Origin of the sequence: Pseudomonas sp. 43mfcvi1.1 (genome assembly GCF_900115935.1) — a bacterium.
Classification (GTDB): domain Bacteria; phylum Pseudomonadota; class Gammaproteobacteria; order Pseudomonadales; family Pseudomonadaceae; genus Aquipseudomonas; species Aquipseudomonas bijieensis.
This window is the reverse complement of record NZ_UETT01000002.1, coordinates 100,606-120,118: the sequence shown is the minus strand read 5'-3', so window position 1 is coordinate 120,118 and position 19,513 is coordinate 100,606. Positions and strand designations below refer to the sequence as shown.

Annotated in this window: 20 protein-coding genes; 8 read left to right on the top strand and 12 right to left on the bottom strand. The window is 60.2% G+C overall.

Translation table 11 applies throughout. The features are described 5' to 3' along the window. Positions 1–11 precede the first annotated feature (11 nt). On the top strand, positions 12–467 hold the full coding sequence (locus DTP52_RS03880; protein ID WP_109751941.1) for a YiiD C-terminal domain-containing protein: 456 nt from the start codon (positions 12–14) through the stop codon (positions 465–467). A 90-nt stretch (positions 468–557) separates the two neighbouring features. Here DTP52_RS03880 and cysQ read toward each other — a convergent pair whose 3' ends face one another. Next, entirely contained in the window at positions 558–1,385 is an 828-nt protein-coding gene (gene cysQ, locus DTP52_RS03875; protein ID WP_109751940.1) for a 3'(2'),5'-bisphosphate nucleotidase CysQ, read from the bottom strand. Beyond that, positions 1,382–1,948 carry an ADP compounds hydrolase NudE gene (gene nudE / locus DTP52_RS03870; protein WP_109751939.1) on the bottom strand — a complete coding sequence of 189 codons (567 nt, stop codon included), beginning with the start codon at positions 1,946–1,948 and terminating at the stop codon, positions 1,382–1,384. Before nudE ends, cysQ begins: the two co-directional genes overlap by 4 nt. An 88-nt stretch (positions 1,949–2,036) precedes the next feature. Between nudE and yrfG the strand changes: the two genes are divergently transcribed. Next, a complete protein-coding gene (gene yrfG / locus DTP52_RS03865) occupies positions 2,037–2,699 on the top strand; it encodes a GMP/IMP nucleotidase (RefSeq protein WP_109751938.1) in 663 nt (220 codons plus the stop codon). A gap of 107 nt (positions 2,700–2,806) precedes the next feature. Here yrfG and lysM read toward each other — a convergent pair whose 3' ends face one another. Then, the gene (gene lysM / locus DTP52_RS03855) at positions 2,807–3,247 is read right to left on the bottom strand and encodes a peptidoglycan-binding protein LysM (protein ID WP_109751936.1); all 441 of its coding nucleotides are present in this window, start codon (positions 3,245–3,247) and stop codon (positions 2,807–2,809) included. A gap of 135 nt (positions 3,248–3,382) precedes the next feature. Between lysM and DTP52_RS03850 the strand changes: the two genes are divergently transcribed. The 4 genes from DTP52_RS03850 (at position 3,383) to DTP52_RS03835 (ending at position 8,324) form a co-directional block, all read left to right on the top strand. Continuing rightward, on the top strand, positions 3,383–4,270 hold the full coding sequence (locus DTP52_RS03850; protein ID WP_109751935.1) for a LysR family transcriptional regulator: 888 nt from the start codon (positions 3,383–3,385) through the stop codon (positions 4,268–4,270). Positions 4,271–4,363: 93 nt separating this feature from the next. Then, on the top strand, positions 4,364–5,203 hold the full coding sequence (gene fdhD, locus DTP52_RS03845) for a formate dehydrogenase accessory sulfurtransferase FdhD (protein WP_109751934.1): 840 nt from the start codon (positions 4,364–4,366) through the stop codon (positions 5,201–5,203). Further along, positions 5,200–7,548 carry an FdhF/YdeP family oxidoreductase gene (locus tag DTP52_RS03840; RefSeq protein ID WP_109751933.1) on the top strand — a complete coding sequence of 783 codons (2,349 nt, stop codon included), beginning with the start codon at positions 5,200–5,202 and terminating at the stop codon, positions 7,546–7,548. The genes fdhD and DTP52_RS03840 overlap by 4 nt, the downstream gene beginning before the upstream one ends. A gap of 293 nt (positions 7,549–7,841) precedes the next feature. Next, the gene (locus DTP52_RS03835; protein ID WP_109751932.1) at positions 7,842–8,324 is read left to right on the top strand and encodes a glycine zipper domain-containing protein; all 483 of its coding nucleotides are present in this window, start codon (positions 7,842–7,844) and stop codon (positions 8,322–8,324) included. Between the two features lie 85 nt (positions 8,325–8,409). Here DTP52_RS03835 and DTP52_RS03830 read toward each other — a convergent pair whose 3' ends face one another. From DTP52_RS03830 to DTP52_RS03820, 3 genes are all read right to left on the bottom strand, one after another. Next, the gene (locus tag DTP52_RS03830; RefSeq protein WP_109751931.1) at positions 8,410–8,829 is read right to left on the bottom strand and encodes a thioesterase family protein; all 420 of its coding nucleotides are present in this window, start codon (positions 8,827–8,829) and stop codon (positions 8,410–8,412) included. 45 nt (positions 8,830–8,874) lie between these two features. Then, the gene (locus tag DTP52_RS03825) at positions 8,875–10,101 is read right to left on the bottom strand and encodes a 3-hydroxyacyl-CoA dehydrogenase (RefSeq protein WP_109751930.1); all 1,227 of its coding nucleotides are present in this window, start codon (positions 10,099–10,101) and stop codon (positions 8,875–8,877) included. 107 nt (positions 10,102–10,208) lie between these two features. After that, complete coding sequence (locus DTP52_RS03820) at positions 10,209–12,137, bottom strand: ATP-dependent DNA helicase RecQ (RefSeq protein ID WP_109751929.1); 1,929 nt, start codon at positions 12,135–12,137, stop codon at positions 10,209–10,211. A 255-nt stretch (positions 12,138–12,392) separates the two neighbouring features. Between DTP52_RS03820 and DTP52_RS03815 the strand changes: the two genes are divergently transcribed. Continuing rightward, positions 12,393–13,457, top strand: coding sequence for a S8 family peptidase (locus tag DTP52_RS03815; protein WP_109751928.1), 1,065 nt, complete (start codon positions 12,393–12,395; stop codon positions 13,455–13,457). A 70-nt stretch (positions 13,458–13,527) separates the two neighbouring features. Here the strand turns inward: DTP52_RS03815 and DTP52_RS03810 are convergent, their stop codons facing one another. The 3 genes from DTP52_RS03810 to DTP52_RS03800 form a co-directional block, all read right to left on the bottom strand. Beyond that, positions 13,528–13,755 (bottom strand): hypothetical protein, encoded by a 228-nt coding sequence (locus tag DTP52_RS03810; RefSeq protein WP_109751927.1) that lies wholly within the window; start codon positions 13,753–13,755, stop codon positions 13,528–13,530. 113 nt (positions 13,756–13,868) lie between these two features. Next, complete coding sequence (locus DTP52_RS03805; protein ID WP_109751926.1) at positions 13,869–14,105, bottom strand: hypothetical protein; 237 nt, start codon at positions 14,103–14,105, stop codon at positions 13,869–13,871. Beyond that, complete coding sequence (locus DTP52_RS03800) at positions 14,102–15,313, bottom strand: colicin E3/pyocin S6 family cytotoxin (protein WP_109751925.1); 1,212 nt, start codon at positions 15,311–15,313, stop codon at positions 14,102–14,104. Before DTP52_RS03800 ends, DTP52_RS03805 begins: the two co-directional genes overlap by 4 nt. Before the next feature lie 189 nt (positions 15,314–15,502). On the opposite strand from DTP52_RS03800, the gene DTP52_RS03795 reads away from it, so the two are divergent. Beyond that, positions 15,503–15,856, top strand: coding sequence for a DUF1493 family protein (locus DTP52_RS03795; protein ID WP_109751924.1), 354 nt, complete (start codon positions 15,503–15,505; stop codon positions 15,854–15,856). Between the two features lie 138 nt (positions 15,857–15,994). Here the strand turns inward: DTP52_RS03795 and DTP52_RS03790 are convergent, their stop codons facing one another. The 3 genes from DTP52_RS03790 to DTP52_RS03780 all read right to left on the bottom strand — a co-directional run bounded on the left by DTP52_RS03790 (position 15,995) and on the right by DTP52_RS03780 (position 19,281). Then, positions 15,995–17,539 (bottom strand): phosphoenolpyruvate carboxykinase, encoded by a 1,545-nt coding sequence (locus DTP52_RS03790; RefSeq protein ID WP_109751923.1) that lies wholly within the window; start codon positions 17,537–17,539, stop codon positions 15,995–15,997. Between the two features lie 178 nt (positions 17,540–17,717). Next, positions 17,718–18,620: an Hsp33 family molecular chaperone HslO gene (gene hslO, locus DTP52_RS03785; RefSeq protein WP_109751922.1), complete on the bottom strand. Its 903-nt coding sequence runs from the start codon at positions 18,618–18,620 to the stop codon at positions 17,718–17,720. A gap of 256 nt (positions 18,621–18,876) precedes the next feature. Continuing rightward, positions 18,877–19,281: an RNA-binding S4 domain-containing protein gene (locus DTP52_RS03780; RefSeq protein WP_109752348.1), complete on the bottom strand. Its 405-nt coding sequence runs from the start codon at positions 19,279–19,281 to the stop codon at positions 18,877–18,879. Positions 19,282–19,513: the final 232 nt, after the last annotated feature.

Below are 19,513 nucleotides of genomic sequence, written 5' to 3'. Positions count from 1 at the left end.
GAGGCCCCGCAATGAACCGCGACAGCCGTTACCTGGAATCGATCCTGCACCACGACATCCCCTTGACCCGGGACATGGGCCTCAAGGTGCTTGATTGGCAGGCCCGGCAACTGCGCCTGTCCTTGCCGCTGGCGGCCAACGTCAACCACAAGAGCACCATGTTCGGTGGCAGCCTGTATTGCGGCGCGGTGCTGGGCGGCTGGGGTTGGTTGCACCTGGCCTTGCGCGAGGAAGGCATCGAAGACGGGCATATCGTGATCCAGGAAGGGCAGATCAGCTATCCACTGCCAGTGACCCGCGACGCGACCGTGGTCTGCGAAGCGCCTGAGGAAAAGCTCTGGAAACGCTTCCTCGCCACCTACCGGCGTTACGGACGGGCGCGACTGGCCTTGCAGACGCAGGTGATGAACAGCGGCAGCGAGGACGTGGCGGTGCAGTTTGAGGGGCAGTACGTGTTGCACCGCTGAAACAGGCGCATGACCCTGTGGCGTGGCACTTCTGTGTGGGAGCAAGCTTTACTCCCACAATCCTCTCTGCCACAAGGGATTGAGCCGGGCTCAGGAGCGAGCAAGCTCCAACAACTTCCCACGCCACGCCGCTTTCGCCGGCAATGCCAGGAACGACGCATTCAGCAGCGACTCACGCGGTGGGTAACAGAACGGTTCGCCGTTCAAGTCCAACACCTCGCCACCCGCTCCTTCCAATACCCCCTGGGCCGCGGCGGTGTCCCACTGGGACGTCGGCGCCAGCCGTGGATAGCAATCCGCCGCGCCTTCGGCCACCAGGCAGAACTTCAATGAGCTGCCGATGCTGGTCAGTTGCAATTCACCCAGGCTCCCACTCAAGCCATCCAACAGGCGCTCCTGCTCGGGGCTGGTGTGTCGCCGACTGGCGACCACAGTGAAAGCCTCGCCCGGCGCCAGGACATTACGCACCGCGATAGGCGAAGGCTCGCCGCCACGATCGCCACGCCAGGCACCCAGCCCTGCGCCGCCAACGTAAAAGCGCCCATTGGTGGGCATCGACACCACGCCGAACACCACGCGCCCCTGTTCCACCAACGCAATGTTGACGGTGAACTCCTCGCTGCCGGAAATGAATTCCTTGGTTCCATCCAGCGGGTCCACCAGCCACCAGCGTTGCCAGCTGGCACGCACGCTTTGGGCAATATCGGCGTCTTCTTCGGAGAGGATCGGAATATCCGGGGACAGCGCCAACAACCCGGCCACGATCACATCATGAGCGGCCATGTCTGCGGCGGTCACCGGCGACTCATCGGCCTTGTGGTTGACCTGCACGTTGGCGCGCCAGAACGGCAGGATCGCCTCACCGGCCTTGAGTGCCAGCTCGACCACAGGCGCCATCAACGGATGAGGGTAAGTCATGACAGGAACACTCCACGCTGGGCCAGCAGGTCACGGGCCAGGTACAAAGCCGCCAAGGCCCGGCCCTCCGTGAACTGCGGGTTCTGTGCCAGGGCCGACAGTTCATGCAGGTTGACCTTGTCCACACGCATCGGCTCGGGCTCATCGCCCTCCAGCCGCTCTTCATACAGGTCAGTTGCCAACACCACCTGGATTTTCTGGCTCATGTAACCAGGAGACAGCGACAACTCGGTCAGGTGTTCCAACTGTCGCGCACCGAAACCGGCCTCTTCCTTGAGTTCCCGCTCAGCCGCCGCCAATACGTCTTCACCCGGCTCGATCAAGCCCTTGGGCAGGGACAGTTCATAGGCGTCGGTCCCCCCGCAATACTCCTCCACCAACACCGCGTGGTCGGCGTCGAGCATCGCCACGATCATCACCGCGCCGTAACCCGCGCCCTTGCTCGCCAGACGTTCATAGGTGCGCTCCACACCGTTGGAAAACCGCAATTTCAGTTCCTCCACGCAAAACAGGCGGCTGGTGGTGACGATCCGGCGATCGAGTATGGTGGGTTTCTGGCGCATAAACGGCTCCCTGGGCGATAGCGGGCTACTATACCCGGCCTATTCTGATTGTTTGTGTCGGATATCCGATTACCGCTGGAGAAGTTTTATGGCTTTGCTGCCCTGGCATGAGATCGATACGGTTCTGCTGGACATGGACGGCACCCTGCTGGACCTGCATTACGACAACCATTTCTGGCTCGAACACCTGCCCCAGCGCTACGCCGAGTTGCATGGCGTGAGCCGGGCGATGGCCGAGATGGAGCTGCAGCCATTGTTCGAGCGCAATGCCGGCCAGTTGCAATGGTATTGCCTGGACTTCTGGAGCAGCGAACTGAAACTGCCGGTGCGCGAACTGAAGTTGGAAACCGCGCACCTGATTGCCTTGCGCCCGGACGCCGATACCTTCCTGGCGGCGATCCAGCGCGCCGGCAAGCGCGTGGTGATGATCACCAACGCCCACCGCGATTCGTTGTCCCTGAAGCTGGAGCGCATCGAACTGGCTCCCTACTTCGAGCGCTTGATCAGTTCCCACGACTACGGCTTCCCCAAGGAAAACCCGCAATTCTGGGACGCGCTGCAAGCCGACCTGAATTTCGACCCGGCCCGCAGCCTGTTCATCGACGATACCCTGCCAGTATTGCGCAGCGCCCGGGACTTCGGCGTGGCGCACTTGCTGGCCGTCAGCGAGCCGGATAGCCGCAAGGGGCCGAAGGATACGGGGGAGTTCGAAGCGCTGGGGGATTACCGGGATTTGATCGCCGGCCTCTGACAGGACCAGTGTGGCGAGGGAGCTTGCTCCCGCTCGGCTGCGCAGCAGACGCATTGGGGTCGCTTCGCAACCCAGCGGGAGCAAGCTCCCTCGCCACAGGGGCCCGGTTATTCAGGGATACGCAACACCTGCCCCGGATAGATCCTGTCCGGGTGCGACAGCATCGGCTTGTTGGCCTCGAAGATCTTGTTGTACTTGTTCGCGTCGCCGTACTCGGCCTTGGAGATGGCACTGAGTGTGTCGCCCTTCTTCACGGTCACGAAACGCGCGGCTTTTGCCACCGGACCGGTCACCGTGATCTGGTCGTCAACACTGCCGACACCGGCGATGTTGCCCACCGCTAGCAGGATCTTTTCTTTCTCTTCCTGGCTCGCGACTTCACCGGTGACGATGACCTTGTCGCCCTCGATCGTCGCCTGAACGTTCGGATTGCCCAGGCCGACCTTTTCAATGTGCTGTTTCAGTTGTTCGCTGGCATTGGCATTGCCAGGGGTCAGCAGATCGATCAGCTTTTCACCTGCTTCTTTCACGAAGCTAAAGATACTCATGGCACACGCTCCTTGGGTTTAAGTGTCCAGACGCCAAAGACTAGACCAGGCGAGCCGAACCCGGTTCCCAGCCGACCAATGACCCCACCCCCCACAAGCGCTAGAATCCGACTCTTCCTGCGCCTTGGAGCGAAGATGGACATCAAGCAGCTGAAATTTCTTATTGCGCTGGACGAAACCCGCCATTTCGGCCAGGCCGCCGCTCGCTGCCACATCACCCAGCCGACCCTGTCGATGCGCCTGCGCAGCCTTGAAGAGGAACTCGACCTGCCGCTGGTCAACCGCGGCCAACGCTTTGAAGGCTTTACCGCGCCGGGAGAACGGGTGCTGGCCTGGGCGCGCACGGTACTGGCAGCCTATGACGGGCTGCAGGCCGAAGCGGCGGCCTGCCGTGGCAACCTGGTGGGTACGCTGCGCCTGGGCGTGGTGCCGTTGTCGGACTTCGACCCGCTGGCAATGATGCAGCGCTTGCACGCCGAGCACCCCAACCTGCGTTTCGAATTGTCGTCCCTGAGCTCCGAACGCATCCTTGAACAGCTGGCGAACAACCGTATCGACCTGGGTATTTCCTACCTGGAACGCCTGGACAACGAACGCTTCGAGGCCCTGCCCTTCAGCCACACCCGCATGGGCCTGCTCTATGACCAGCGCTTTTTCTTTTTCGGCGAACAACCGCTTAGCTGGGAAGCGCTGATCGAACTCCCCCTGGGCATGCTCACCAGCGGCATGCATTTTCGCCAATCCATCGACCATAACTTCCACAGCCGGGGCCTCACGCCACAACCGCTGTTGCAAACCGACGCAGTGCATCAATTGTTACAAGCTGTGCACGGCGGGTTGTGTTGTGCGGTGATGCCCTTGGACAGCGGCCTGAACGTCCTGACCGAAGACTTGCGCATCCAGCCCATCGAAAGCGCGCAGACGTTGGTCCCGCTGGGTCTGATCATGCGCCGCGCCGCCCCACGCTCGGCCTTGGCCGAAGCGTGTTTTGCCCTCTATCAGAAATCAGTAACGACTTCTTGATCGACGTCATCTATTGAGAGATCAGTAATAGCGATTAGACGTGGCAGATTGCCGCATTTAGTCTTAACACTATTCCTACTCTCAGTGATGCCTATGAACGACAAGCCTCCGGTCAGTCCAGCGCCTGCGATGGAAACATCCGCGCCGGTCGCCAGCCAGAGCTATCGCTACTGCACTCTGGACCGCTCCCAATCGGACAGCACCGCGCTGGCCGAGGAAGTGGCGCTGGCGATTGCCTATAACGGCATCAGCCAGGCGGTCATGCTGGTCACCCCCACCGACCTTGAAGACTTCATCGTCGGCTTCAGCCTCGGCAGCGGCATCATCGAAGACGCATCGGACATCTATGACCTGCAACTGAGTGGCGCGGGTGCCGCGCACCATGCCCAGGTGACCATCGCCAACCGCGCCTTCTGGAACCTCAAGCAGCAACGCCGGCAGTTGGCGGGCACCAGTGGCTGCGGGCTGTGCGGCGTGGAAGCGGTGGAGCAGGCATTGCCAAACCTCAAGGTGCTGCCCGGCGCGCCGCTGCCGCCGGCGCAATGGCTCGAAGGCCTGCGTGACCGTATCGGCCAGTTCCAGCCCCTGGGCCAGTACTGCGGCGCGGTCCACGCCGCGTTGTTCATGAATGCCCAGGGCGAATTGCTGCTGGGCCGCGAAGACATTGGCCGGCACAACGCCCTCGACAAGCTGATTGGGGCATTGGTCCGGCAACGGATCCCGGTGTCAGGTGGCGTGGCGATCGTCACCAGCCGTTGCAGCCTCGAATTGATCCAGAAAGTACTGCGTGCCGGCATCCAGACCCTGGTCAGCCTGTCGTCGCCCACGGGCCTCGCGGTGCAGTGGGCCCGCCAACACAACCTCAACCTCATCCACCTGCCGCAAAAAAGTGCGCCGCGGGTCTACAGCCCTGCGATGGAGAAACAAGCGTGAGCAATCATCAACAAGCCGACCAGAAACCCGTACCGCGCTACAAGCCCTATAAGGGTCCCGCCGGTGGTTGGGGTGCGCTGATCAGTGTCGCTCAGGCCTGGTTGACCAGCGACAATGCGCTGAAAAACATCCGCATGATGCTCAAGACCAACCAGAATGGCGGTTTTGACTGCCCAGGCTGTGCCTGGGGCGACTCACCGGAAAGCGGCATGGTCAAGTTCTGCGAGAACGGCGCCAAGGCGGTGAACTGGGAAGCCACCAAGCGCCACGTCGATGGTGCGTTTTTCGCCAAGCACAGCGTGACCTCGCTGCTGGAGCAGAGCGACTACTGGCTCGAGTACCAGGGTCGCCTGACCGAGCCAATGCGTTACGACGCCGAAACCGACCGCTACAAGCCCATCAGTTGGGAAGCGGCGTTCGCCCTGGTCGGCAAGCACCTGCAAGGGCTCTCCAGCCCTAACCAGGCCGAGTTCTACACTTCGGGCCGGGCCAGCAACGAAGCGGCCTACCTGTATCAATTGTTCGTGCGGGCCTATGGCACCAACAACTTCCCCGACTGCTCGAACATGTGCCATGAGGCCAGCGGCGTAGCGCTGGCCCAGAGTGTCGGCGTGGGCAAGGGCACGGTAACCTTCGACGACTTCGAGCACGCCGACGCGATTTTCGTCTGGGGCCAGAACCCCGGCACCAATCACCCCCGGATGCTCGAACCGCTGCGCGAGGCGGTCAAGCGCGGTGCCCAGGTGGTGTGCATCAACCCGCTCAAGGAGCGTGGCCTGGAGCGCTTCCAGCACCCGCAGCACCCGCTCGAGATGCTCACCAACGGCGATAAACCCACCAACACCGCGTACTTCCGCCCCGCACTGGGCGGCGACATGGCGATATTGCGCGGCATGGCGAAGTTCCTGCTGCAATGGGAACGTGAGGCGCAGAACACCGGCGCTGCGGCGGTGTTCGACCACGCATTCCTTAACGAACACAGCACCAACGTGCTGGATTACCTGGCCGTTGTCGACGACACCTCCTGGGAGCAAATCGTTGAGCAATCGGGGCTGCCCCTGATCGAAATCGAGCAAGCGGCGCGCATGTACGCCAAAAGCGAGAACGTGATCATGTGCTGGGCGATGGGCATCACCCAGCATCGCCATTCGGTGGCGACCATCCAGGAAATCGCCAACGTGATGATGCTGCGCGGCAACATCGGCCGACCAGGCGCAGGCCTGTGTCCGGTACGCGGCCACAGCAACGTTCAGGGCGACCGGACCATGGGCATCAACGAGCGCCCGCCAGCGGTGTTCCTCGATGCGCTGGAGCGACGCTTCCAGTTCAAGGTGCCACGCGAGAACGGTCATAACGTGGTCGAGGCAATCCATGCCATGGCCGACGGCCAGGCGAAGGTGTTCATCGCCCTGGGCGGCAACTTCGCCCAAGCCACGCCAGACAGCCATCGAACGTTCCAGGCCTTGGCCAATTGCGACCTGACAGTGCAGATCAGCACCAAGCTCAATCGCAGTCATCTGGCCCACGGCAAGGAAGCGCTGATCCTGCCGTGCCTGGGCCGCACCGACATCGACCTGCAAGCTGAAGGCGCGCAAGCGGTGACCGTGGAAGACTCCTTCAGCATGGTGCATGCCTCCAATGGCCAGTTGCAGCCGCTGTCGAGCCAGATGCGCTCCGAACCGTGGATCATCGCCGGCATCGCCGCCGCCACGCTGGGCAGCCGCCCGGTGGACTGGAACTGGCTGGTGGCCGACTACAGTCGAATCCGCGACCTGATCGCCGACACTGTGCCCGGCTTCAAGGACTTCAACGAAAAACTGAAGAACCCCGGTGGATTCTATCTGGGCAACAGCGCCGGTTCGCGGCGCTGGAACACCCCGTCGGGCCGCGCCAACTTCAAGCCCAACCTGTTGCCGACCGACCTTGTGCATGAACGCACCCGCGCCACCGGCCAGTTGCCCGACCTGATCATGCAGTCCATGCGCTCCCACGATCAGTACAACACCACCATCTATGGCCTGGATGACCGCTATCGCGGCGTAAAGGGCCAGCGTGACGTATTGTTCGCCAACGAAGCGGACATCATTCGCCTGGGCTTCAAGCCGGGACAGAAAGCCGACATCGTCTCGCTCTGGGATGATGGCCGCGAGCGTCGGGTCAAGGGCTTTACCCTGCTGGCGTTCGACATTCCTGCCGGGCAGGCTGCGGCCTATTACCCGGAAGTGAACCCGCTGGTGCCACTGGAAAGCACCGGCGACGGCAGCCACACCCCAACGTCGAAATTCGTCGCGATTCGCCTGGAAGCGGCGAGCGAGAATGGGTTGATCCTGGCCAAGTCGGCCTGACACGACCCTGCTTGGATCATGCGGACCTGTGGCGAGGGGATTTATCCCCGCATCACGCCCAACGGGGATAAATCCCCTCGCCACAAAGTACTTTCCAGCGCCCACAAAAAAGGCCGTTTTCCATAGAAAACGGCCTGTCCGAAGTAGCTACAGACCGACCAATTCGCCTTAAGTTCCCACCTAAAAACAATAACTTAGAGAATTGTGCACAAGTCGTGCTACTCGTCGGATTTCTATTGTAAGCAAGCGAAGCGAGCCTCAGGATCGCGCCGTCATCCCTTTGAGGCTCCTCTATGAAGTTCTCCTCCATTCTCTTGTTGTCCCTTAGCCTGGCCAGTGGCGTCGCTTCTGCCGGTGGTACTGCCGAAGCAGGTGTGGGCGGCGCATTGGGCGGGGTTTTGGGTTCGGTCGTCGGCCAGTCCCTGGGCGGCAACACCGGTTCCACTATCGGCGCGGCGCTGGGCGGCGCGGGCGGCAGTGCGGTCGGTGCAGACAAACATAGCCGCGGCGAAGCGGCCATCGGCGGCGCGCTGGGCGCAGCCGGCGGCAACGTGGTTGGCCGTAGTGTCGGCGGCAGCACCGGCAGCCTGATCGGTGCAGCAGCGGGCGGCGGTGCCGGTGGCGCGCTGGGTAACTACATGGGCAAGGACGACGACGATGATCGTTATGAAGGTCGCCGTGGTGATCGTCGCTACTATCGCGACGGCCATCCGGGTCGCGGCCATGCCTATGGGCATCGCAAGCACAAGCATAAGCATCGCTATCACGATGACTGACCGCTGGCTTTAAACCCAGTTGGTAAAAGATCGCAGCCTTCGGCAACTCTTCCAAGAGCCTGACCGGAAGCTGCGATTTTTTGTTTCAGACCACCAACCGTTCCAAAGCCCCACGTAGCCGATCCGGAATCGCCACCGGTCGATTCGACGCCCGATCCACGAATACGTGAACAAAACGCCCCGCCGCACAGGCCTCCTCCTCGCCCAGCTTGAACACCGCCAGTTCGTACTGCACCGAACTGCTGCCCAGTTTCCCGACCCGCAGGCCGATTTCAATCCGGTCTGGAAAGGCGATCGAAGCAAAGTAGTCACAGGCCGAACTCACCACGAACCCCACTACCTCTCCGTCATGGATATCCAGGCCGCCGACTTCGATCAGGTAAGTATTCACTGCGCTATCGAAGAAGCTGTAGTAGGTGACGTTATTGACGTGACCGTACACATCGTTGTCGTGCCAGCGCGTGGTGATGGGTTGCAAGTGGGGGTATTCGTTGCGTTGCGGCATCAGGTGTCCTTTACGATTGTTCAATGATCTTGACGTGACATGGCCTCAGGCCTGCGCGAAACCCTTGCCCTGCGCTGCCAGCTCGCCGATCAGGCGCGCGGGCTTCCATTGGTCACCCTGCTTCGTTTCGAGCTCCAGCAGGCGTGCGTGGATATCCTCCAGCCCCTGCCCGTCGGCCCAGGCCATCGGTCCGCCCTTGTCCACAGGGAAGCCGTAGCCATTGAGGTAGACCAGGTCGATATCGTGGGCTGACTCGGCAATGCCTTCCTGGAGGATCTTCGCCCCTTCGTTGACCAACGCCAGCAAGCAACGCTCAAGGATTTCCTCCGGGCCGATCACGCGACGCTGGAAACCCAGCGCGTCACTGACCCGTAGCACCAGCGCATCAACCTCGACATCATGCTCGGCCTGTCGACTGCCCGGCTCGTAGTGATAGTACCCATTGCCGCTTTTCTGGCCGAACCGTCCCAGCTCGCACAACCGGTTGTCCACCTGCACCTCGGGTGCGTCCTGGCCCTTGCCCGCCAGTTCACGGGCACGCCATTCCAGATCGATGCCAACGACGTCGTACATACGGAACGGCCCCATGGCGAAGCCAAAGCCTTGCAACGCAGCATCCACCTGATGGGGAAACGCCCCCTCCAGCAGCATCTTGCGCGCCTCCAGCACATAAGGATGAAGCATTCGGTTGCCGATGAACCCATGGCAATTGCCCGAGACAACGCTGACCTTGCCCATGCGCTTGCCGAGCACCAGCGCCGCATCCAGTACCGCGGTGGAGGTTTTTTTGCCGCGAACGATTTCCAGCAGCCTCATGATGTGCGCCGGGCTGAAGAAATGCAGGCCGAGGACCTGGGTTGGCCGGCGAGTGACAGCGGCGATGGCATCGATGTCCAGCGCCGACGTGTTGCTCGCCAGGATAGCCTCGGGCTTGAGCAAGCCGTCCAGCTCGCGAAAGATGGTCTGCTTGAGTTCCAGGTTTTCGTAGACGGCTTCGATCACCAGGTCCACATTGCGGATCGCCGCGTAATCATCCGCCCGTGTCACCCGGGCGATCCGCGCGTCGGCCTCGCCCTGGTCGATACGGCCCTGGCGCACGCCATGGGCATAGGTCTCGGCCACGGCGACCAGTGCCTGCTCGAGCATCTGCGGATTGTTGTCGACCCACTGCACTGCCACGCCAGCGTTGGCCAGGCACATCACGATGCCCCGGCCCATGGTGCCTGCACCGACCACCGCCGCACGCTGAATATCGAAAGGTGTCTGGCTCATGTTTGCTCTCTTATTGGCGATCCGAAGACAGCCTTCACCTTAGTCAGCCGCCGAATATTTTTGAAATTTATTCGTGTGATGAAGGGCATTCAGCGGATGGATGCAGCTCACAGGTGCGCTTGAGTCCATTGGCGAACCTGCGCGTACGGATACTCTTGCAGTGCGGCATATCCGCGGATCGTCCGCGCCTTCAAGCGAGTGAACAACGGCACACTGATCCCACACAGGAAGCGGGTGAGGCGTTCGGCAGACGGCACACTGCCGCTGTGCTGCTCATGCTTGTGGATAAAGTCACCACACAGCGCCTCGAAGTTTTTATCCACAAGCGCCGGCAACGCAGGCGGCTCTGGCAGGCGCGCGACATGACCATGGCACACAGAACAGTGACCGCACTGGCGTGGCGCATTGTCGTCGCCGAAATACTGCGCCAGGCGATAACCCAAGCAATGGTCGGTGGCGAACAATTCGAGCATGGCGTGGATCCGCGCGATTTCACTGTGCTCGTGCCGGGTGAAATAGGCATGTAGCTCGGCGCTCAAGACCTGCGCATCCAGGTCCGCTTCCAGCACGCTGTACACCTCGGTCATCTGTTTGCTTTCCAGCTCGATCCAGCCCTTTTCCTGGAAATAATCCAGCGCCTTGACCACGCGATTACGCTCAGCGTGATACTGCTGGTACATCCCGTCGAAATTCACCGTGGCCCAGGTCCGGGCGCGACTGGAAGTCTGGATGATGGCCGAGACGAAGTCCCTTCGCTCGCCTTCGAAGCGCTCCAGCAGTTCATGCGGCTCAACCAGGAACTTGAAGCGGTACTCCGCGAAATAGGCATAGCGCGGCGCGATCAGCCGGCGTAGCTCCAGCTGGACCAACAACGTCTTGAGCGGCAGTTGCCGGATGTTGCTCTGGTCCGCCAGTGGTCCCAGCAAAAATTCCCATTGCCCATCGGGGGCGGCGGCCTTCAGTTCGTCGAGCACGCAACGAATGCCGGCGAGCTCCGGCGTATCGCCATACACAAAATTCTCCAGCACGTTGAGACTGTCGCGATTGGCCAGCACCAGGCAATCGGAAGGCTGCCCATCCCGCCCGGCACGGCCGATCTCCTGGCTGTAGTTTTCGATGGACTTGGGCAGGTCGAAATGCACGACGTTGCGGATATCGCTCTTGTCGATGCCCATGCCAAACGCGATGGTCGCGACGATACAATTGGATCGCCCGCCCATGAAGCGCTGCTGGATGGCTTCGCGTTGTTCATGGGGCAAACCGGCGTGATAGGCCTCGGCCTCGATACCGTGCCGGCCCAGATGCTCGGCAATCTGTTCGGCGGTTCGCTGCAAGGTGACGTAGACAATGCTCGGTTGCCCGGCACGCTCGCCCAGCCATTGCACCAGCCGCGCGCGCTTGTCGGCACCCCGCACGGGCTCGACCAACAGATTGAGGTTTGGCCGGTAGAAACCGGTCGTCACCACATCAGTGGCGGCAATGGCGAATTTCGCCTGCATGTCGGCGATGACCTTGGGTGTAGCGGTGGCCGTCAGTAGCAATACCTGGGGAATGTTGAACTGATGCTGGTAATCGGGAAGCTTGAGGTAGTCAGGTCGAAAGTTATGCCCCCATTCCGAAATACAGTGAGCCTCGTCCACCACCAGCAACGAGATCGGCACCTGCTGCAGGAAATTGCGAAAACGCTCGTTCTTCAGGCGTTCCACGGAAATCATCAGGATCTTCAACCCACCCGAACGGGCCCGCGCCATGGCGTCGCTGGTTTCGTCACGGCCCTGGGCCGAATCGATACTCGCCGCCGCGATACCGTGGCGCTTGAGGAACGCCAGTTGGTCCTGCATCAGCGCCAGCAACGGCGAGACCACCACGGTCAGGTGCGGCAATAACAGGGCCGGCAATTGATAGCACAGGGACTTGCCCGAGCCCGTAGGGAAAATGGCCGCCGCCGACCGACCGGCAAGCACGGCACCGATGGCCGCCTCCTGGCCGGGACGAAACTGTGGATAACCGAAAACCTGTTCCAGGGTGCTGTGCATGCGCGGTCGCTCCTTTGACTGCTGCGATGCCCAAAGCCTAGCGGGCCAACGCAGCGAGTCGAGAAAAGGTCGGGGTCAAAAACGATACTGGATGATACAGCCTCGGCGTTCTTTGGCTTTGCCACAAAGCGATACAACCCCGGGCTCTCTGCTATCTCGTTCCCATTCAGTTTGCGGGTTAAGGTACGCGTCCAATTCAGGCGTTACATCGAGGCCAGGAGGCCTGGTGTGCAAAACTTGTTCAAGGAATGAACGATGCCCTACCCATTTCTCGCGCTATGCGCCCTGGCGATAACGTCAGCCTTCCTTCTGTCCGGTTGCCTGGCAACTCCAGGGCAACCTGGCGTGGAACCGGCCGTGTTTGAAACTCCGGAATATCACGCACAGAGAGGCTTGGCGGTGGTCAAGGCTTCGGCCTTGTATGCACGCGGCGGCACGGGCCAGGACGTAACCGTGGCGCTGATCGACTCGGGGCTCGACGCCAGCCTGGAGGAATTCGAAGGCAGGCTGAGTGATCCCGGGTTCGATTACGTCGAAAACCGTCCAGGTACGATTGACCGCGTCGGCCATGGTACGCAAATGGCCGGCATACTCGCCGCCAACAAGGACCACCAGGGCATGCATGGCATCGCGTTCAATGCCCGACTGATCCCCTTTCGCTTTGGCGATGACAACGAGCCGTTCTTCTTCGACAGCGAAATTGCCCAATCCTGGCAAAGCGGCTTCGACAAGGGTGCCCGGCTGTTCAACAACTCATGGGCCAACGCGATTCCCGCCACCGAAATAAACGAAGCGCGCTACAACCAAGTAATGCCCGACGCCCTGGCCGTTGCTCGAAAGCTGGTCGCGGACGGCGCCGTGTTTGTCTTTCCCACCGGTAACGAGCTCAAACGCGAGCCCCTGGCCGAGCCAGGACTGCCGGTCGCCTTGCCGGAACTGGAAAAAGGCTGGATCGCGGTGGTGGCGTTGAAAAACGACGGCAGCGCCATTAACGCAAAATCCAACTATTGCGGCGTCGCGGCGGCGTGGTGCATCGCCGTACCCGGCGGCGACGCAGGTGCACAGGCAGGCTTGCTCACGGTAGGCAAGGATGGTCGTTACATGCAAACCGCCGGCACCTCCCCAGCCACAGCCCTGGTCAGTGGCGCACTGGCGGCCCTGCAAAGCCTTTATCCACAACTCGGCCCACAACAAGTGCGCGAACACCTGCTGGCGACAGCCAACCGCACAGGGATCTACGCCAACAGCGAAGCCTATGGCAGAGGGCTGATGGACCTTGAGGCGGCTTCGCGGCGCGTTCCTGGAGCAATGGTTGACTGAGGACAGTCTGCAGCGAAGTGCTGGAAGTCGTAGCCAGAAGAATTAGGGCTGGCAGTTTGAGCTTTAGTGGTCAGCCATAGGACGTTAAATAAAGATCCAGTCCCTGAGGGAAAACCAACGATGCCAACCGCTCGATTTCTAATACCTGTGCTGCAGAAAGTCTAAAGTCCGCACCAATGTGATCGTTGCTGCCCACCCATTGCATCACTGTCTTCAAGTCCTCTACCGATAAGCCAATACTCTCCTCAAATACCAACTCATCCTTACCTGGATAAAAGCCCAACAACAGAAAGCTCATCGAACCTTGAAGCCCTCGAAGTACTCCTCATCCTCTTTGTATCCTATCGACTTATTGAACCGCATTCATTCCAACTCAAGCAGCCATACTTAAAAAATCGCTCCACATGCTGACTACGCGTAGTCATTACAGCTAAGTTGAAAAATATAAATTGGATCGTAAATATTTCTCCCCAATATGACTTCTAACGCATCAAGCTGAGATCTTGTAAGATCATAACCCTCCCAACCCTGTTGCTCGCTAGTCCAGCCCATGATCTCTTTTAAATCCTCATCATGACCTTCGGGTATTTTTTCTTCAAAAGCAAAGAAACCGGTTTTTTTATCAAAGGCTTCAACTATATAGATCATGGCTCAACGCTCCTGGCTTTATCTGCGGGTTTGGTTTGTTCGCCTGTAGTCGAATCATACTCACCAAGGTGTAAACCACGCTTGTTATACATTTCAACCGTCCCGTGCTGAGAATCCCACTCAAAGATAGTTCCTTTAAGTGTTTTCCAGCGTTTTCTGAGGGCACCACCACCTTTAACCCGAGTTTTACGGTCAGCGCGTACCGCATCCGGAAAGGCAATCAATTTTTCTGGAGCTTTATAGTATTTATGATCCCCCGGAACACTCAGAACAATATAAATCGGCCGAACCCCAGAATCCGCCGGAAACACAAGAATGAAATCCTTGTACTCCGGTGGATAGATCGGGTTGACGATGATGCTGTCCGCCGCAGGCGTTGGCGGAAAAATCCAGATGTGCGGCGCCTGTGGCGCGGCCTCCAGCGCCGGGATGCCCAACGTCGCGGATGCATCGACCGCCGGCGTCCAGATCAACTCGACCCCATCGCCAAAGTCCGCCACTTGCTGCTCGCCGCGAACCTGGAACGTCACCACCGGAATCATTTCCCAGTCACGTCGCGCCTGGGTGTTGTAGCCGTACCCCTTGAGCGTGCCATCGGTCTGGGTTTCGATATGCAACCGCACCCGCGTACGTGCCTGCTCCAGGGAGCGCAGTTGCTCTTCGGTGTACAACGAACCGTCACCCAGGTTCGTGGGCATCAGCAACCCCATCAGGCCGATCAGCACACCCGCCGCCACAGGAGCGGTGACCGCGCCAGCAGCCCCGGCCGCCATACCAAGGGAAACCGGCGGCGTCCGACCCAAGGCAAACGTGCCAAAGCTTGCCGGTAACGACCCGCTGATGCTCTTAAGCTGAATGCGCCCTGACTCATCGGCTTGACGTCCACCCAACAAGGTAAACTGGCCGTAGTCCCTCAGGGCTTCAGTCGGGATGTAACCGGTCGGGTTGTGGTAGTCGATAACGGAATCAGGCAGCTTGCAGGACTTTGCAAATACGCAGCCCTTCATGTCGGAGGGTTGCTCTTCGCGCACCTGGGCCAGACGCTTGCTCATGTACGCCGCTTGCCTGGCGAGCATGTCCTCATAGGCCTGCTGATCGGCGCCTCTTTTCGCCAGTTCGCTGGGCGTCATGTCCCGCAGGATCCTGTAGCCCCGATCGCCACCGTAATGCTCCCAGACCTGCGGAACACTGCCCTTTCCTTTCGTCATGCTTCGTCCTTGCTCGGTAGCCATTACCCCATTGAAAGGGCGTGGCGAACCTTACCGGGCGACCAAAGGATTACTCAGCAGACGGTTCCGAGACTGCTGTGAGATCTTTCTTCTTTTCCAATGCGCAGCGATTTCCCCCTAAACTTTCCCTCTGTACAGACGCGCGCCATCCCCTCCGGAAACTTCGCCATGCACCTCGCCCCAGACTTCCCCGACGATCACACCATGCGCCAGCTCATGGAGTTGCTTCACGAAGAAATCGGCCTGCCTGAACGCAAGACGATTCGCCTGGAAACTGCGATCAATCTCGACTTGGGTTGCGATGGCGCGGACGCCCGTCATTTGATGGAGGCGCTGGAGGAGCGGTTCGCCCTCGAGCTGATCGATTACGACGCGTACCGCTATTTTCAGCCTGAAGGGTTTGATGTGTTTCAAAAGCGCAGGGCCAAGGGCCGTGGCAACAAGATACCGTTAACCATCGGCATGCTTTACAAGGCGATCAAGGCACAACGATGGGATACGCGGGAAGTGGAAGCAGCTTAGCTAACCGGGCGGTCTCAAGTGGCACTGCTTGGCCCGATTTCAGCAGGAATAATGGCAGCTTCCATACCATGTACGAGTAAATAGCCGGCCATAAAAAAACCGCCCATGAAGGGCGGTTTTTCATTCACCAACCAAACCTTACAACTGCGGACCTGCCGCCTTGATCGCGTCGCTCACGTCGAACTTCTTGAAGTTCTCGATGAACAGGCCGGCCAATGCCTTGGCCGCTTCGTCGTAGGCAGCTTTGTCGGCCCAGGTGTTGCGCGGGTTCAACAGGCCAGTCTCGACGCCCGGTACAGCCAGTGGCACGTCCAGGTTGATGATGTCCAGGTGTTCGGTTTCAACACCGATCAGCGCGCCGCTCTGGATCGCCGCGATCACCGCACGGGTGGTCGGGATGTTGAAGCGCTTGCCAACGCCATAGCCGCCACCGGTCCAGCCAGTGTTGACCAGGTAGACCTTGGAGCCGAAGCCACGGATACGCTTGATCAGCAGTTCCGCGTACTCACCGGCAGGGCGCGGGAAGAACGGAGCGCCGAAGCAGGTGGAGAAAGTCGACTTGATGCCGCTGCCCGAGCCCATTTCGGTCGAGCCCACCAGTGCGGTGTAGCCGGACAGGAAGTGGTAGGCGGCTTGTTCTTCGCTGAGGATCGAGACTGGCGGCAGTACGCCGGTCAGGTCGCAGGTCAGGAAGATCACGGCGTTTGGCTCGCCACCGAGGTTTTTCGGCGCGCGTTTTTCGATCAGCTCACGTGGGTAAGCAGCGCGGCTGTTCTGGGTCAGGCTGTCGTCGGCGTAGTCGGCTTTCTTGGTGACCGGGTCCAGGACGACGTTTTCCAGTACGGCGCCGTGCTGGATGGCCTTCCAGATCACCGGCTCGTTTTTCTCGGACAGGTCGATGCACTTGGCATAGCAGCCGCCTTCGATGTTGAAAACCACGCCCACGCCCCAACCGTGTTCATCGTCACCGATCAGGTAACGGCTTTCATCGGCGGACAGAGTGGTCTTGCCAGTGCCCGACAGGCCGAAGAACAGGGTCACATCACCCTCTTCGCCCATGTTGGCGGCGCAGTGCATCGGCAGCACGTCAACAGCCGGCAGCAGGAAGTTCTGCACGGAGAACAGGGCTTTTTTCATTTCACCGGCGTAGCGCATGCCGGCGATCAGCACTTTCTTGGCCGCGAAGTTGATGATCACGGTGCCGTCGGAATTGGTGCCGTCGCGCTCAGGCTCGCAAACGAAGTTCGGTGCGTTGAGGATCTGCCACTCGTCCTTGCCACCGGCGTTGTACTGCTCGGGGTTGATGAACAGGCAACGGCCGAACAGGTTGTGCCAGGCGGTTTCGGTGGTCATCTTGACCGGCAGGTAGTGCGCAGGATCGGAACCTACATGCACGTGGGAGACGAAACGCTCGCGCTCGCCCAGGTAGGCTTCGACGCGGTTCCACAGGGCATCGAACTTGTCGGCCGGGAACTTGCGGTTGATCGGGCCCCAGGCGATGGCGTCCTGGGTGGTTGGCTCTTCTACGATGAAACGGTCGACTGGCGAGCGACCGGTACGATGACCGGTACGAACAACCAGAGCGCCAGTATCGGCAAGCTCGCCTTCACCGCGATTCAGGGCTTCTTTGACCAGATCATCGACACTCAGATCGGTGTACACGGCGTTATTGGCTTGCGTCATGAGATTCCCCGTCGGCCCGTGGCCGAGTGCTCCAAACGTTTTGTAGTAGGAAGTCGCGCACTACTACCCGAAAAAAGTGGGCCGGATTATGCCAGAAAAGCCCAAAAAAAGTAGGGCCCTCCGGTCAGTACGGCGTAAATCCGGCGTTTGCCAGGAGATTTACCTGCGCTGAATCGTTTTAGTGACGAGTATCTGACGGTGTGTCGACACCCGCACCGGCGAACAATTGAGCGATGTCCGCCGCGTCGAACAGGTAGCGCTCGTTGCAAAACTGGCAATCGATCTCGATGGCGCCGCCATGCTCGATCACCAGTTGCTGCGCATCTTCCAGACCCAGACTGACCAGCGCATTGCCGGAACGTTCACGGGAGCAGCTGCATTCGAAGCGCAACGGCTGGCCGTCGAACAGGCGTACCTGCTCCTCGTGATAGAGGCGATGCAGCACGGTTTCGTTGTCCAGGCCCAGCAGCTCATCGGCGCTCAGGGTGCTGGCCAGAGCGGTAATGTGCTGCCAACTGGCGTCACGTTCTTCCGGGTCGCGCAGGCGATCGGCGGGTAGTTGTTGCAGCAGCAAACCGCGAGCGCGCCGCCCGTCGGCGTAGAGCCAGAAGCGGGTATTGGTCTGCTGGGACATGACGAAGTAGTTGGTGAAACATTCAGCCAGGGTCGCGCCGTCGAGATCGACGATGCCCTGGTAACGCTTGCCATGGGTCGGGTCGACCGTCAGGGCCAGTACGCCATTGGGCATCATGTCGGCCAGGGTCGCGTCGGGCGCGATCTGCTCGGCGTGGTAACGGGCCAGGCCACGGATCTCACGTTCGCTGGAACATTCGATCATCAGCAGCGGGACCGGCCCTTCGGAACGTGCCTGGAGAATCAGCAAGCCATCGAACTTCAAGGTGCCCACCAGCAGCGCCGCAGCCGCTATCAGCTCGCCGAGCAGTTGCGCGACCGGCTCCGGATAGGGGTGCTTGGCGAGGACTTCGGCGTAGCTACGCTCCAACGCCACCAGCTCGCCACGGGCGTCGCTGTCATCGAAGATGAAACGTTGGGTGTAGTCGGTATCCGGTAAATCAGTCATAGGGTCTGGTATCTGCGGTGATGACAAATGATAGCGGGCATTTTATGGGCATTCGGGGTGGGTTCCAAGCAAGGCTTGGGCTGGCCTGACGGGAAGGCGCTGCCAACTCATCTGAATGTGTGGGCCTGACACACTGTGGCGAGGGAGCTTGCTCCCGCTGGGCTGCGCAGCGGCCCCAAAATCTTACGGTCGCTGCGCAACCGAGCGGGAGCAAGCTCCCTCGCCACGGGTACTCTGACCTCAAATGGCCAGTGCTTTATTCGCTATTGCTGCCATGAAACTTGAACAGGTCCCGGCGCTGCTTCTTGCTCGGTTTGCCATCGGTGCTGACGCCCAGGGCGCCGGCCTTGCGTTGCGCGGCGGCGGCTTCGCGCTTGGCGATGCTGGCTTCGGTTTCGCGATACAGGGCCTGTGCCTCAGGTGCGCCGCGACGCACGATCGACAGGGCCTCGACCACCACGGTCTTTTCATCGAACCCGGTGCGGATGACAAATTCGTCGCCGATACGTGGTTCCTTGCCCGGCTTGCAACGCTCTCCCCGGTGATGAACCTTGCCGCTTTCGATGGCGGTCTTGGCCAGGGCCCGCGTCTTGTAGAAGCGCGCCGCCCACAACCATTTATCGAGACGGACCTTGTCGTCCTCTGCGTTTTTTTGTGCCACTGCCATTCCTCTTTCTGCCAATAGCCGGAACTGTACTACCGTTTTTGTCGGGCGCACGAATCCGACGCGACAGATAGAATGCCCGCCAAAACCGACGCCATACGCATCCCTTGGGTCGGAATCGGTTACAAGCACAAACAAGTGCGTAGATAACTGTCGCCATTTTGTGATTATTCTGCGTGAATACCGCGATTCGCGGAGTCCACGATCCGATGTACTGATCGCAGGTTTT

Bases quoted from the DNA above. Each gene is read 5' to 3' on its own strand.
- hslO (WP_109751922.1), bottom strand. From the start codon at position 18,620: ATGACTGATTTACCGGATACCGACTACACCCAACGTTTCATCTTCGAT.
- DTP52_RS03850 (WP_109751935.1), top strand. From the start codon at position 3,383: ATGGACATCAAGCAGCTGAAATTTCTTATTGCGCTGGACGAAACCCGC.
- DTP52_RS03810 (WP_109751927.1), bottom strand. From the start codon at position 13,755: ATGAGCTTTCTGTTGTTGGGCTTTTATCCAGGTAAGGATGAGTTGGTA.
- nudE (WP_109751939.1), bottom strand. From the start codon at position 1,948: ATGCGCCAGAAACCCACCATACTCGATCGCCGGATCGTCACCACCAGC.
- DTP52_RS03795 (WP_109751924.1), top strand. From the start codon at position 15,503: ATGCACCTCGCCCCAGACTTCCCCGACGATCACACCATGCGCCAGCTC.
- DTP52_RS03830 (WP_109751931.1), bottom strand. From the start codon at position 8,829: ATGCCGCAACGCAACGAATACCCCCACTTGCAACCCATCACCACGCGC.
- DTP52_RS03815 (WP_109751928.1), top strand. From the start codon at position 12,393: ATGCCCTACCCATTTCTCGCGCTATGCGCCCTGGCGATAACGTCAGCC.
- DTP52_RS03825 (WP_109751930.1), bottom strand. From the start codon at position 10,101: ATGAGCCAGACACCTTTCGATATTCAGCGTGCGGCGGTGGTCGGTGCA.
- fdhD (WP_109751934.1), top strand. From the start codon at position 4,364: ATGAACGACAAGCCTCCGGTCAGTCCAGCGCCTGCGATGGAAACATCC.
- DTP52_RS03800 (WP_109751925.1), bottom strand. From the start codon at position 15,313: ATGACGAAAGGAAAGGGCAGTGTTCCGCAGGTCTGGGAGCATTACGGT.
- DTP52_RS03835 (WP_109751932.1), top strand. From the start codon at position 7,842: ATGAAGTTCTCCTCCATTCTCTTGTTGTCCCTTAGCCTGGCCAGTGGC.
- yrfG (WP_109751938.1), top strand. From the start codon at position 2,037: ATGGCTTTGCTGCCCTGGCATGAGATCGATACGGTTCTGCTGGACATG.
- DTP52_RS03880 (WP_109751941.1), top strand. From the start codon at position 12: ATGAACCGCGACAGCCGTTACCTGGAATCGATCCTGCACCACGACATC.
- DTP52_RS03805 (WP_109751926.1), bottom strand. From the start codon at position 14,105: ATGATCTATATAGTTGAAGCCTTTGATAAAAAAACCGGTTTCTTTGCT.
- cysQ (WP_109751940.1), bottom strand. From the start codon at position 1,385: ATGACTTACCCTCATCCGTTGATGGCGCCTGTGGTCGAGCTGGCACTC.
- DTP52_RS03790 (WP_109751923.1), bottom strand. From the start codon at position 17,539: ATGACGCAAGCCAATAACGCCGTGTACACCGATCTGAGTGTCGATGAT.
- lysM (WP_109751936.1), bottom strand. From the start codon at position 3,247: ATGAGTATCTTTAGCTTCGTGAAAGAAGCAGGTGAAAAGCTGATCGAT.
- DTP52_RS03820 (WP_109751929.1), bottom strand. From the start codon at position 12,137: ATGCACAGCACCCTGGAACAGGTTTTCGGTTATCCACAGTTTCGTCCC.